The sequence below is a fragment of the Pseudogemmobacter bohemicus genome, from assembly GCF_003290025.1.
Taxonomy (GTDB): Bacteria; Pseudomonadota; Alphaproteobacteria; order Rhodobacterales; family Rhodobacteraceae; genus Pseudogemmobacter; species Pseudogemmobacter bohemicus.
This window is the reverse complement of record NZ_QNHG01000004.1, coordinates 126,418-140,076: the sequence shown is the minus strand read 5'-3', so window position 1 is coordinate 140,076 and position 13,659 is coordinate 126,418. Positions and strand designations below refer to the sequence as shown.

Annotated in this window: 10 protein-coding genes and 2 pseudogenes; 6 read left to right on the top strand and 6 right to left on the bottom strand. The window is 57.1% G+C overall.

The window, feature by feature from the left end; translation table 11 throughout:
• Positions 1-60: 60 nt before the first annotated feature.
• Positions 61-846 (bottom strand): phosphoribosylaminoimidazolesuccinocarboxamide synthase, encoded by a 786-nt coding sequence (locus DRF71_RS19740; protein ID WP_112312280.1) that lies wholly within the window; start codon positions 844-846, stop codon positions 61-63.
• Positions 847-1,126: 280 nt separating this feature from the next.
• Here DRF71_RS19740 and DRF71_RS19735 point away from each other — a divergent pair, with 280 nt between their 5' ends.
• Entirely contained in the window at positions 1,127-1,441 is a 315-nt protein-coding gene (locus tag DRF71_RS19735) for a DUF1476 domain-containing protein (protein ID WP_112312279.1), read from the top strand.
• Positions 1,442-1,632: 191 nt separating this feature from the next.
• Positions 1,633-2,682 carry a betaine--homocysteine S-methyltransferase gene (gene bmt, locus DRF71_RS19730; RefSeq protein ID WP_112312278.1) on the top strand — a complete coding sequence of 350 codons (1,050 nt, stop codon included), beginning with the start codon at positions 1,633-1,635 and terminating at the stop codon, positions 2,680-2,682.
• A gap of 117 nt (positions 2,683-2,799) precedes the next feature.
• Here the strand turns inward: bmt and DRF71_RS19725 are convergent, their stop codons facing one another.
• Complete coding sequence (locus tag DRF71_RS19725) at positions 2,800-3,027, bottom strand: DUF6324 family protein (RefSeq protein WP_112312696.1); 228 nt, start codon at positions 3,025-3,027, stop codon at positions 2,800-2,802.
• A 289-nt stretch (positions 3,028-3,316) separates the two neighbouring features.
• Here DRF71_RS19725 and DRF71_RS29520 point away from each other — a divergent pair.
• Both DRF71_RS29520 and DRF71_RS19715 read left to right on the top strand, forming a co-directional pair.
• Positions 3,317-4,321, top strand: a pseudogene (locus DRF71_RS29520) (transposase).
• Between the two features lie 48 nt (positions 4,322-4,369).
• Positions 4,370-5,314 carry an IS5 family transposase gene (locus DRF71_RS19715; RefSeq protein WP_112312277.1) on the top strand — a complete coding sequence of 315 codons (945 nt, stop codon included), beginning with the start codon at positions 4,370-4,372 and terminating at the stop codon, positions 5,312-5,314.
• Between the two features lie 260 nt (positions 5,315-5,574).
• Here the strand turns inward: DRF71_RS19715 and DRF71_RS19710 are convergent, their stop codons facing one another.
• The 3 genes and pseudogenes from DRF71_RS19710 to DRF71_RS19700 form a co-directional block, all read right to left on the bottom strand.
• On the bottom strand, positions 5,575-5,946 hold the full coding sequence (locus DRF71_RS19710; protein ID WP_112312276.1) for a hypothetical protein: 372 nt from the start codon (positions 5,944-5,946) through the stop codon (positions 5,575-5,577).
• 226 nt (positions 5,947-6,172) lie between these two features.
• Entirely contained in the window at positions 6,173-7,432 is a 1,260-nt protein-coding gene (locus tag DRF71_RS19705; RefSeq protein ID WP_112312275.1) for a calcium-binding protein, read from the bottom strand.
• Between the two features lie 422 nt (positions 7,433-7,854).
• Positions 7,855-8,070: pseudogene (locus DRF71_RS19700) on the bottom strand (D-aminoacyl-tRNA deacylase); the annotation flags it as partial.
• On the opposite strand from DRF71_RS19700, the gene DRF71_RS19695 reads away from it, so the two are divergent.
• Both DRF71_RS19695 and DRF71_RS19690 read left to right on the top strand, forming a co-directional pair.
• Complete coding sequence (locus tag DRF71_RS19695; protein WP_112312274.1) at positions 7,978-9,888, top strand: recombinase family protein; 1,911 nt, start codon at positions 7,978-7,980, stop codon at positions 9,886-9,888. The pseudogene DRF71_RS19700 and the gene DRF71_RS19695 overlap by 93 nt on opposite strands.
• 27 nt (positions 9,889-9,915) lie before the next feature.
• Positions 9,916-10,269, top strand: a complete 354-nt coding sequence (locus DRF71_RS19690; RefSeq protein WP_112312273.1) for an H-NS histone family protein — start codon at positions 9,916-9,918, stop codon at positions 10,267-10,269.
• Between the two features lie 61 nt (positions 10,270-10,330).
• Here the strand turns inward: DRF71_RS19690 and DRF71_RS19685 are convergent, their stop codons facing one another.
• Positions 10,331-13,639, bottom strand: coding sequence for a calcium-binding protein (locus DRF71_RS19685; protein ID WP_112312272.1), 3,309 nt, complete (start codon positions 13,637-13,639; stop codon positions 10,331-10,333).
• Positions 13,640-13,659: the final 20 nt, after the last annotated feature.

Sequence of the window (13,659 nt, the reverse complement as noted above, 5' to 3'; positions counted from 1 at the left end):
TACCGGCAGGGCGCGCAAGGGGCAACTGTATCAACGGGGCTGGTCAACAGGGCTGGCGCCTCAGTTGATCAGCGACTGTTTCGAGACATGCGTGACATTCGAGGGCAGCACGCCGATCCGCCGTGCCAGTTCCGCATAGACATCGGGCAGGGGCCCCGGCTCGGGCACCGATCCATCGGCACGCTCAGGCTGGCGCAGATCCCACAGCGTCATGGAATCGGGCGAAATCTCATCGGCGAGGATCAGCCGCATATAATCGCCATCCCAGACCCGGCCGATCTCGATCCGGAAATCCATCAGCCGCACACCGACCCCCAGCATGACGCCCGACAGGAAGTCATTCACCCTGAGTGACAGCTCGACGATATCATCGAGATCCTGCTGATTGCCCCAGCCAAAGGCGATGATATGTTCCTCGGTCACCAGCGGTGAGCCGAGTTTCTCATCCTTGAAGTAATATTCCACGATAGGACGCGGCAGGCCCATGCCTTCCGGAATCCCCAGCCGCTGCGAGATGCCGCCGGTTGCGAAATTCCGCACGAGGATCTCCAGCGGGATGATCTCGGCCATCCGCACCAGCTGCTCGCGCATGTTCAGGCGGCGGATGAAATGGGTCGGCACGCCGATATTGTTCAGCCCGGCCATGAAGAATTCCGACAGGCGGTTGTTCAGCACGCCCTTGCCCTCGGACGCGGCTGAGATCGGCGCGACATTGGCCGCCCCCGTCGCTCCGCCTGCCTCGGGGCCGTTCTCGTCATCCTTGAAATACTGGATCAGCGTACCGGGTTCCGGTCCCTCGAACAGGATCTTTGCCTTGCCCTCATAGACCTTCTTGCGTCTTGCCATGGTGACCCTTGAGCGGAAATGACGAAAGGGGCGGCTGCGCCACCCCGGGAATTGCTCTGGCCTATAGCCGAGGCCCCGGGGCAGAGCAAGGGAGCAGGCTGGGGGTGCAGGCTGGAGGATCAGGCTGGGCCACAGCCTTGCCATACCCGCCCCCGCAGGCGTCAAAGCGCCCGGACACGCATATTGTCCTGGGCTTTCTTCTTGCAGGCGGCGGGGGCGATGGGCATATGGGGAATGAGACCGTGAACCAAGTGACCCCGAACGGGAGCGGAGAGATTCCATGAGCACTTTTGACGACCGCGAAAACGCATTCGAGGCCAAATTCGCGCATGACAGCGAGATGCAGTTCCGGGCGGAGGCGCGGCGCAACAAACTGGCCGGTCTCTGGGCGGCCGAATTGCTTGGTAAATCGGGCGATGAAGCCAATGCATATGCGCTGGAAGTCGTGGCTGCCGATTTCGAAGAGGCCGGTTCCGAGGATGTGGTGCGCAAACTCGCGGCCGATCTGGGTGACCGCGTCAGCGCCGATCAGATCCGCGCAAAGCTGACCGAGCTGATGCCGGTGGCCAAGGCGCAACTGCTGAACGAGGTCTGAGGCCGCGGCGGCTCTGCCCGGCATATGCCGGCCGGGCCCGGATATCCGACGCCGCGCGGGCAGAAAGCCCTGGCGCGGCGTTTTGCGTTCAGGTGGCGTCGGGATCGTGATTGTGCGCCCGGAACCGGCATGGCAGGAAAGTTCTCGACGCCGCCTGATGCGCGGCGCAAATCGTGAGGAAAGGGTCTCCGATGACGAATGACGCCCCGAAGGCGAATGATGCCCCGAAGACGAAAGACGCTCTGAGCCAGCTGCTGGCGACCCGCGACTGGCTGATGGCGGATGGCGCAACCGGCACCAATCTCTTCAATATGGGGCTGGAATCGGGCGAGCCGCCGGAATTGTGGAATGTGGACCGGCCCGACAATATCCGTACCCTTTACCGCAATGCGGTCGAGGCGGGTTCGGATATCTTTCTCACGAATACTTTTGGCGGCAATGCCTCGCGGCTGAAGCTGCATAATGCGCAAGGCCGCGTGCATGAGCTGAACAAGGTTGGTGCGGCGCTTGGCCGCGAGATCGCCGATGCTTCGGGCCGTAGGGTGGTGGTCGCGGGTTCGGTTGGCCCCACGGGCGATATTTTCGAGCCGATGGGTACGCTGACCCATGCGCTGGCGGTCGAGATGTTCCATGAGCAGGCCGAGGGGCTGAAGGCGGGCGGTGCCGATGTGCTCTGGATCGAGACGATTTCCGCCCCCGAAGAATACCGCGCCGCCGCCGAGGCTGCCAAGCTTGCGGGCATGCCCTGGGTCGGAACCATGAGCTTCGACACCGCCGGGCGCACGATGATGGGGGTGACTTCGGCTGCGATGGCAGAGCTGGTCGAGAAGATTCCCGAGCCGCCGCTGGCTTTCGGCGCGAATTGCGGGGTGGGGGCCTCGGATCTGATGCGCACGGTGATGGGGTTCATCGCGACCGGCACGACGCGGCCGGTGGTGGCCAAGGGGAATGCCGGCATCCCGAAATACCATGACGGCCATATCCATTATGACGGCACGCCCGAGCTGATGGGTGTCTATGCGGTGATGGCGCGCGATGCCGGGGTCAAGATCATCGGTGGGTGCTGCGGCACCATGCCCGAGCATCTGAAGGCAATGCGGCGCGCGCTGGAGGAAACCCCGCGCGGCCCGGCGCCGAGCCTCGAAGAGGTGGCGGCAAAGCTGGGCGGCTTTTCCTCGGCCTCGGATGGCACCGATGGCGAAGGCCCGGCAAAGCGCGAACGCCGCGGCAGACGCGGCTGACCGCAGCCCTTGCAACAGACGCGCCGCCAGGAAACTGGCGGCCGTTTTCTTTGAAGAAAACGGTCAAATTCCTTTCAAGGAATTTGTGGCGCCGCTGGCGTCGTCAGCGCGCCATGTTCAGCGGCGCCTCGGTTTGCCGCCGCTCTTGCCACCCTGGTCGGCCATCAGCCGCGCCGCTTCCGCCGCCGCACGCAGTTCCTCGGCAATCTCTTCGGCCTCTTCCGGATCGAAATCCAGCGGCAGGTCCACGCCGCCTTCGGCCTCTATATAGATCCTCACCATTCCGGCATCGGTCGGCCCGATCTGGATATTCGCGGCGATATCGCTTTGTTTGTTGATGCCCATGGCGGCCCCCGGTCGCGGCTGAATGATGTTCTGCCCGTCATTTTCCTTGTGCAGGGACGGCAGCTGCAAGAGCGGACCGCCACTCAGCGCGGAAAACGGGGAGAAGGGCGTCCGTATTCCAAACCGGAATGTGACCCCCTTGAACCCGATTATCCGGCTGGTGGGCGAAATTCAAGCCGTTACCACCATGCGGCGTTTACAGGGTTGTTGCGCTGTGCCGGTTTGGGCCGGCTTTGTCGCGCAATTCCCTCGGCGCACGGGTTCCTGTTTGCGCGTCAGCGGGTCAGGCTTGCCCCATGAAAAACCTGCCCCTGATTTCCGAACACCGGACTGATCGGCTACAGTCATGCCCTGAAGCGCCGTGGCGCGCTGATGGTGTGGTTTGACCCGGAGATGGCCCGGTTCGCGGCCCCGTGCGGCAAAGCCCCGAACGGCAGGCCGGGTTATCCTGAGAGGGTCCCGGCGGCTGCCATTCAGTTCTGCCTTCAGGTCAAGCTGCTGTTCCGGTTGCCGCTTCGGCAAACGGCAGGGTTTGTGGAGAGCCTGCTGGCCCTGTCTGGTCCCGGTTGGACGGTGCCCTTCATCGGGCGATCCCTCCACCGGAAGGCTCATTGATCCACCTCATGCCGCAGGCAGATCGGAGCCGGACCGTGGCCCCGGTGCGACCGCGTAAGCCTGCGGAGGCCTGAAGGGTCAGACCCCGTATCGCGCGCCCTGCGGCCCGCCCCATCTGCTGGTGGACATCGGGCCATGTTCCGCCACCGGTCCGGGAAACCGGCGGCATGCGGCTCAAACGGACCGGCGAGGCGGTCTGCCCGGGCTTGCTGGCACAGATCCCGCTCAATGAGCGGATCGGCAGCGTCACCGCCGATGACCTGTGTCACACCAGGAGCTGCCACGGCGCCATCGCGGCCCGAGGCGCCAATGCGATCATACCGCCGTGCCGGAATGCCAGGGAGTGGAAGGGCCAGATCCCTGCCCCCAGGCCCGTAACGAGGCGCTGCGCGCCTGCAAACGGTTTGGGCGAAAACGGTCCGGATAGCACCGGCGAGGCTTCGGGGGCGCCAGGATGACCGCGCAGGTTCCCCCGAACCGCTGGCGTTCCCCTGCCCGGCGCCAACGCCCCGGCGCGCGCATCATCGCGAGGGACTGCGACCGGCAGAGGGTCAGAGCCGCATCGTGCCGCAGGCCCTCCCGAACCTGGGGCGTGCGTATGAACCGCCTCACGCCACCCGGCACGCCCGGAACCGTCCCCATGCGCTGGCGATCGCCGGGAAATGGCTCTGTTGCATAAATCTGACGAGGGGTTCATGTTGTGAATCCAGCGTGACAGCTGGTCGGCCTGAGCCGACCCACACCCGCCTACAAGACCAGGAACCGGCCCGCATATAACACAGCGCTGAAGCGTCGCGGCTCGCTGACGATTTGGTACGACCCCGCCATGACCTGGGAGGCTGCACCGACGGGGAAGCGCCGATGGGGAAGCGTGGACGGCAGGCGGACTACAGCGATACCGCCATCCCAGACCTGCCTGACGATGAAGGTGCTGTCCGGCATGGCGCTGCGGCAAACGACAGGGTTCGTCGAGAGCCTTTTGCGTCTGATCGGCCTTGACTGGGCGGTGCCGAACTTCAGCACGCTGTCGCGGCGCCAGAAGACCCTGAAGGTCAACATCCCGTATCGCGGATCGCAAGGGCCGCTGCACCTGCTGATCGACAGCACCGGAATCAAGGTCGAAGGCGAAGGCGAATGGAACGCCCACAAGCACGGCGGCCCGAAACGGCGCGTCTGGCGTAAGATCCACATCGGAATTGACGAGAAAACAGTGGAGATCCGGGCGGCCGGGTTCACCACAGGCGACGTCGGTGACGCACCCATGCTGCCCGAACTGCCCGACCAGATCCCGCCCGATCAGGAGATCGGCAGCGTCACCGCCGACGGTGCCTTCGACACCCGAAAATGCCATGGTGCCATCGCCGCCCGAGGTGCCACCGCGATCATCCCTCCCCGAAAGAACGCCAGGCCCCGGAGGCCCGACACCTCCGGCCCGATCGCCCGCAACGAGGCCCTGCGCGCATCACGGCGCTTCGGCAGGACCATCTGGCGACGATGGAGCGGCTATCACCGCCGGAGCCGCGCAGAAACGAAGATGAACTGTGTGAAACTGCTGGGTCAGCGCCTCATGGCGCGGGATTTCGACCGTCAGGTGGCCGAGTTCCAGGTCCGTGTCGCCGTCCTGAACGGCTTCACGGCGCCCGGCATATCTCTCACTGAAGTCGTGGGCTAAGTCTGTCCCGGGAAAGAGAAAGTCCGGTCAGCAGGTGATTTGTGCAACTGAGTTCCGGGAAAGGGAAAACCCAACCTCATCCCCGGTAGCGCAAAAAAGCCGGCCCTGACGGTTCCGCCGCAGAGGCCGGCAGGATGCGGCCGGCAGAGGGCAGGGCCCCGGATCCTGCCCTGGCGGGTTTCGGCCCCGGGGAACGTGAAGGCCTGTTGCGCATCTGCCGGGGCGGGGCAACTGCCCGTGCCCCGCCTGGTTTGCTGGGCTTAGTCTTCCGAATTCACCAGGCCGCCGCCAAGGCCGAAATCAATAGCGCGATTGCCGATATTATAGCCGAAGCTCGCATCCACATAGCCACCATCACCGATATAGGAGATGCCGAGATTGGGGCGCAGCGAGGAGGAGCCGAAATGGTAATCCAGCCCCAGCGAGCCGGCGGAATTGTCCTTGCTGCGGTCGGTAAAGATCTTGGCGCCTGCTGCGAGACCGCCATTGCCACCGCTGCCGAAGACCCAGGTGAGCCCGAGGCCGAGCCCGGCATCGCCGGCCTGTGCCGGGCTGGTGGTGCCGGGAACGACGCCCGAAACAAGGGCCGTCAGCGCAAGGCCGAGCCCGAAAGCTTTGCAGATACTGGTCATGGCGTTTCTCCTGCCCGATCGCAGATCCTGTCTGGGGCGGTATGACCTCCCCCTGGATCTGGCGTTGATTATGGCAGAAGCCTAGACCATTTCGCGCCGGATGAAAAGCCGTTGGAGGGGGGCGGGCAGGGCATTGCCGCGCCGCCTCCCCCGTCGCGTCCTCGTCGCCTCCCGTCTCACCACCCGCGCCCGGCGCCGGAGCGCGCGGGCCGGAGGTGGCCCCGGATCAGAAGATCAGGAAATCGGCATTCGAAAGCGTGGCGCCGGATTGCAGCGTCGCCAGCAACACCGCCGCGTCCGCGCCATTGCCATCTGCGTCATACCAGACCGTGTTGTCGGTGGTGCGATAGAGGAACCGCACATTGGCATTGGCGGCGACATTGCTCACGCCGGACTGGAAAGCCGACGCCGCCAGCACACCCGCAGCCAGCCCGCCTCCGAACCCCGCCGCCGAGATCTGGAACGCGTCGTTATTCCCGGCGATGTTCAGGAAATCCATGATCGTGTCGCCGCCATCGTCGATATGCATATACTGGAAGATGTCGTTCCCGGCACCGCCCGCCATGGTATCGGCGCCGGGGCCGCCCCTCAGAATGTCATTGCCGCCGCGCCCGTGCAGCCAATCATTGCCATCTTCGCCCGTCAGCACATTGTTGATATTCGAGCCGGTAAGGATGTCATTCTGCTGCGAGCCGAAGATATTCTCGACATTGAAATAAGTATCGCCAAGCGCCTGGCCCGCATTGGCGCGGCTGAGATCCAGTGCAAGGATCACCGAGCCGGCATAACGGAAATCAAGCGTATCAACCCCGTCGCCGCCATTGAAGGTCTCGGCCTGGTTCGGATTGCCGATGAAGACGTCATTGCCGGCATTGCCGAAAACGATGCCGTTGATCGAGCCGCTGCGCCCGTCATAAACGTCGCTGCCGCCACCAAAGCTGATATTCCCGACCATGGTGCCACTGTTAAAGATGGTGGTCGAACTCAGCAAACCGGAGGTGAAAGAATTGCTGATCCCGGTGATGTCGCCGCTGTTATAGATCACGGTGCGGGCGCCGGCTGCGGCGGAGTTGACGTTGATCGCCATATTGCCGCTGATTTCGCCCGTATTGCGGATGGTCACGGTGCCGCTGGCGCTTCCGGTGGTGATGGCACTGCCCGCAGAGGAAATCGTGCCGTTATTGATGATGGACAGGCCAATCCCATAGGCCGAGATGGCGCGTTCGGTCCCCGAAACCACACCGCCGTTCAGGACATGGATATACCCGCCGAGGGAATCCTCTCCGAGGCCGACCGCCAGCCCCCGGCCGCTGCCGATGACCTCACCTGCCACCGTCACCCGGATATGGTTGTAGATGCCCATGATGGCCCAGCCATCGGTCGAAACCACCAGAGCGCTTCGCGGGACGTAAATCTCATCATAACTGGCGGCCAGCGTGTAGCGCGTGCCGGTGCCGGTGCTGGTTGTGGCGATTGTGAAGGCCATGGCTTCTCTCCCTGATTAAGCGCGCCGGACCCGGCGCTTGTTACCCTGAACCTGCGGCAGAGCGGCCCGTTGATCAGGGCTGACGCGCCGCTGTCATCTGCTGCGCGTATCCGGGCGGGCGGCGATCTCTGACAGAACCCTGAATGGCCCGGGAAAGGTTCCCGTAAACCCCCGGAAGACCCGGGACCGAGCCCGATATGCAGGCCTGCGACCGTATATCCGGAAAGCCTGGCGCCGCCGGATCCGTGAATACTCTTGCTGGCCCTGTGCTCTGAAACAGCAGAGCCCAAGACAGCGCCCGTTCGGGATGCGTTCAGTCTGACACGCGGATCAGGCGACCGGTGCGCACAAAAAGCAAGAAAATTCGATAAACGGCCGGTCGGAAACTGTCGGTCGGAAACGGCCCGGGCGCCGGGCGGGTCTCAGCCCGTCGCGCTGTCGATCCAGATTGTGACAGGACCGTCATTGGTCAGGCTTACCGCCATATCGGCGCCGAAAATGCCGGTCTCGTTCGGGACGCCTTCGGCGGCAAGGCAGGCCGCGAAATGCTCGTAAAGGCGTTTGCCTTCCTCCGGAGGGCAGGCGGTGGAAAAGCCCGGCCTGTTGCCGCGCAGATCGGCCGCCAGGGTGAACTGGCTTCTACATTAAATCTTAGGTATATGATGGGGCAAGCAACATCCGAGACCATCACCATGAAGCCCCGCGCATACTCCTATATTAGGTTCAGTTCAGACAAGCAGCTTGGCAACGACTCCATCCGGCGTCAGTCTGAACTTTCTGCGAAGTATGCCGAAGATCATGGGCTTGACCTGCAAACTGACTTCCAACTTACAGATGTTGCAGTTTCGGCCTTCACCGGGAAGAACTCAACGGAAGGGGCGTTGAAGGCGTTTCTGGAAGCTGTCGAAAACGGGATTGTCGATAAGGGTTCTTACTTGCTGGTTGAAAGCCTTGACCGGCTGTCCAGACAGTCTGCCCATACCGCGTTCCGGCAACTGTCTGACCTGATCGATGCTGATATCATCGTGGTCACGGTCTCGGATGGGCAAGTATTCTCAAAGCAATCATTCACGCAGAACATAGGAAGCATGTTCATCGCCCTGGGCGAAATGATCCGGGCGAACTCCGAAAGCAAGCACAAATCCGAAAGGGTAGGGGCAAGCTGGCGAAACAAGAAATTGAATGCTGCCAATAAGATTGTATCTGCCAACTGCCCCGGCTGGCTGACTGTCTCCGAAGATCGATCAAAATTCATGGTGAACAAGGCTGCGGCGGATCTGGTCAAACGTCTGTTCAATGAATGCATCAACGGAAAAGGTGTTCGGGTTATCGCTTCCGAATTGAACCGCGAAAAGGTGAAAACACTATCAAAGCGTAACCCGGATAAGGTCTGGTCTGAAACACTGGTGAAATACATCTTGCGGTCAAGAACTGTAATCGGGGAGTATCAGCCCGAAAACCGAATTGAAATTGACGATCCAGAGACCGGCGCGAAGAAGTTGAAAAGGGTTCCATTCGGGGAAGCTGTTAAAGACTATTACCCGGCTATCATTGATGTTGACACGTTCAATCTTGCTCAGGCCGCAATGGCTTCAAGAAGTCAAGGATCATCCGGAAGGAAGGGTAAAGGTGGTTCGATTTCAAACTTGTTTTCAGGACTGGCAGTTTGTGGATACTGCGGCGGGGTAATGCGATTTTATGATACCGGGCCTCTGCCTCGCGGAGGGAAATGGTTGCGCTGTCTCAATTCTCAGATCGGGAATGGATGCACAAACAAGCATTGGCGATATGATGAGGTTGAAACTTCATTCCTGTCATTCGTGAGAGAGACTAATATCCGATCAGTGGTTGGGGGCGTCAAACTGAAATCCGAAGCGGCAGAGTTGAGAAGATCAATCGAAAGGCTGAATGCCGGGGTTGCCGAAGATCAAAATGCCATTCTCAAATTCATGGACAGGATTGAACTCACTCCCGATCTGGAAGACGTTTACACCGCCCGAATGGTAAAAATCCGGGAAGAGCAAATCGGCAAACGGGTGAGAATCGGTGAGATGGAAACCCGCCTTTCGGAGATTGAAGGCGATGGTTTGGAGGTGCCGGAAGAGGAAATGGCCGATCTGATTGCAAGTTTTCGGGCAGGAGGGGAAGGTGACCGCTTCCGCCTGGTAAGCCGTATAAAGTCGATTGTTCAAAGTGTTGTAATGTTCAGAAATGGTTCGGTGAGCGAGGTTCCGGATTTTGTTGATGATCCGCAAATCATTGAAATCATGAATAAAAGCATGGTCAAGCAACCGCATTATCGGGTGATGTTCAAGAACGGGGATGTGAAGATTGTTGTTCCGGTTGAAGGCAATCCAGATCAGGTTCAGGCGATGGTTAAAGCAGGTTCAGAAAAAAGCATTGAAGGCGAAAGCGTTAGACCCATTGACATGATTGATTTTTCAACGAATGCATGAAGACGAAGAAAGAAGGAGTAACGCCCTATGGCGAAGATTACCAAAGAAGACCTGCAAGGCTATTCGATTGCCGATCTGGACGCGCTGGCGGTTCTGGTTGCCGAAGTAAAACGGGAAAATCAGGCTGTCGCGCGGCAAGCTGCGAAAGACAAAATCGAAGCATTCGCGAGGGAAGCCGGGTTGACTGTCCGTGACCTCTTCGGCTTCGGCGGTGGGGATGCTCCGAAGGTGAAGGCTACCCGGGCTAAGGGCGACATCGCGCCAAAATACGCACATCCGGAAAATCCGTCCATCACATGGTCGGGCAGGGGCCGTCAGCCGGTCTGGTTCAAAGAATGGGTGGATGGCGGCAAGTCAGGCGATGATCTGCTGATTAAGTGACTCTGAATGAAAAAGCCCCCCATCCGTATAGGAAAGGGGGGGCTTGACTATGCTTAGATTCTTACACGAAGCCGAAGTGGCTCAAGGTGAGGCTGGTTGCCGTTACGTTCGAAAGTATAATAGTGTCAACATCACCATATGCAATTATGGTGTTGCTACCCGATTGCGTAATAACCAAATCTGTATAGTCCAGGTCGATGAACCTCAGGCGGTCATTGGAAAGGCTAAAGTCAGTTATACTGTCGGTGCCGTCACCCGTCACGAAAACAAACGTATCATTGCCATTTCCGCTATTAAGGGTATCGTTTCCACCCCGCCCTATTATAATGTCGTCGTAGGATGTTGCGATGATGGTATCATTCCCTGTGGTTCCCTGATCAGAAACGGCTCTGGCTCTGATTTCAGAATCATTGAGCGATACATCAGAGAAAACGAGGTTCTCAATATTGGACCTGGTGTCGGTCAGGGAATTGCGGACCTGATGGTTTAGCGTGATGCTACCATCAGGTGTAGTAATTATAACATCGGTTCCGCTTATCCCAAAGGTCACTTCCGACGCAGTATATTGGTCAAGGATAAGGGTGTCGAAACCTCCATTGTTTCCATGCCCAAGAATTGTATCGTGACCAGATTGATAATAGAACGTATCGTTTCCATTGCCGCCAAGAATAGTGTCGTTTCCGGTGCTTCCTTCGAAGATATCGTTAAACGGGGTGCCTGTGACGTAATCATTGCCTTCGGTTATCTGGTCCGATATTGCTCGTTCCCGAATTTCAGTCTCATCAATTGTTCCATTTCGGAAAGCAATGACTTCAATGTTGGACCGGAAGTTGCCAATTTCGTTTCTAACCTGATCTTCCAGCGTAATCGTGCCGTCAGGGGTGGTAATGATCACATGATTTCCCGAAACGGTAAAAGTGACATCCGAAGCGGCATAGCGGCTTAAATCCAGCGTATCATTGCCCTTGTTATTATTGTTTCCAACAATGGTGTCATTGCCGGATGTGTAGATGAATAGATCATCCCCATCGCCGCCAGTGAGCGTGTCATTCCCGCCGCCAGATGCAATAACATTGTTGCCGCTCGTTCCGGATAGGGCATTGTTGGACGCATCTCCAAGGATTTGCGTCGCTGTTGCGGCGCTCCAAGCGGCAAGAGTTACACCGCGCAACACAGTATAGTCGTCACCGCCGTGGTGAATAACAACGCTTCCATCTATTTCTGAAACCGTCGTTCCATTAGGGGCATTATCGGCAGTTATGATGTTGCCATCAAATGACACAATATTTCTGGCAACATTGTAATTCACATAATTTGTTACGCCATTTCCAGATTGGGTATTGCTCCCCTGATTGCCTTGTTGATAGCTGCCGCCTCGGGGGCCGGATGTGATGCCGCTGCTTGATGGATCTGGAATCGTGACGGAAATGCCGCCACTGAATGTGGTGCCTGAAATACTACCTCCAATTATGAACCAATCAACAATAGTGTCATCCATTTCTTCCGCAAAATAGTGTTCTCGGGTATATGTAGCATCTAGGCCCTCCATATCAACCCAATTGCTAGTATATAACGCAGTGGAAAGATCGTACTCAGTATCAAACTCAAAGTTCCAGCCGGAACCCCCAAGACCTATAGTAGACTGAGATAGTATTGGATCATCGTAAAACTGATGCCCGATGATATTTCCTTCGTCATCATATAAAGCGCCGACTATAACGAATGATCCTTGTTCTCCTGGTGTCGCAAGGACGTTGGGATCGTCAGGCGGACGCTGCCAGTATTCAATAATTCTAACAATGTGTTCATACTGCAATGCCGGTGCAAATACATTCCCGGTGTAGCCTGAAATGAAGCCACCAGTCGTCCAAGTTGTTGTAACTCCCTGATACCCTTCGCTAATAATCGTGCCATACTCTTCGATAATGGGCAAGCCTTGTTCATCAAGGATGGGGTTTCCATCGCTGTCAAGGTAGGGACGTTCAATTGTTGTAATGTAGGGTGAGTTATATATTGTTGTTGATATGCCGCTGCGAACTATGTTCACGACGTCACTTGCGTCTGGGTTGATCAGTATTAAGTCTATTGTGGTCCAATCAAACGATGCGTCTAGGCCCAACATATTTGTGTCAAGGAGATAGAAGTTACCGGAGTTAATGTTTGGGGCATTAATCACAAGTATCCCGGCATTTGTGTTTGGATTGCCGTCATTTATTTCAATATTGATTGTATCAGCGCCCGTACCGCCCCAAACAATAGTTGGAGAATTTCCGGCTGCGTCAATTATGAAAGTATCGTTGCCTGCGCCGCCCGCAAGAATAGTTGTAGCGCTGCCATCTGATGAGATTATATCGTTGCCTGAGCCAAGGTATATTGCTTCGAATCCAGAAATGCTCCCATCTTGAATACCAGAGGTCAAAACCAATGGCATACTCTCAAGATTGGCATGAGTGATGGGTTGAAGTGGCGTTATGATGGGGTTTCCAAAAATTAGAACGTCAAAACCGGACCCTCCCCAAATCTGTCTCCCTCCATTCTCGTCTCTCGGCAAGGTATCGTAATAATCTGCATATATGATGTCATTATCTGCATCGCCGTTCAGATAGTCTCTTCCGCCGCCGCCTGCGATAATATCGTTTCCATCTCCACCGAAAATTTCGTCTACTCCACCACCACCAAAAATGAAATCATTTCCTATCCCGCCGGAAAGTATGGAATTTCCGCTTCCATCAAATATAATATCTGTATTTGTTCCGCCATAAATTTCATGATCGCTGTTGCTCCCAACTACAAGGTTAACCTCATTATTGACTATGGAAAGATGGGCTGAAGGTAAAAATACTGATCCGTCAATCTTGTGACCTAGGTTGCTGAAGGTCGCATTTATTAGGTCTTCATATCCTTCAAGGTGAGGTGCAGAAGCTCCATAGTAACCCGTTCGTATGTCAATTCCTGATAATTGAAGCCAAACACTGTTTTCAAGGTCCACAACTGGTCCGCGCAGATCAGAATATTCCACAGCATCGCTGGGTGGATCTAGTGTGTTGGGGAACGTTAATGTGTGTATTAGTTCATGGAGTAGGCTCTGGGTAAAATTTCCAAATCGCAGTTGCCCATTTTGGTTGATAAATATGCCTGGGGTGTCATCTTCGTGATCTATTGCTATTGATATTTGATCTTCGGACACACCCGCTGTATTGTAAGTATAGACAATGTTAAGATCGTGACCGAGTAGTATTCTGGCATCCAGTTTTTCAGCCATAGTCGGGCTTGTGTAGAAGAATCGTATTGCGGATTCGACCGCCGCCGTGAATGAAGAATTGCCATTGTTGTAGATTTTTACAAAATTAAGAAAATCGTCTGCTGACATTTTCGATACTTATCCTGTTG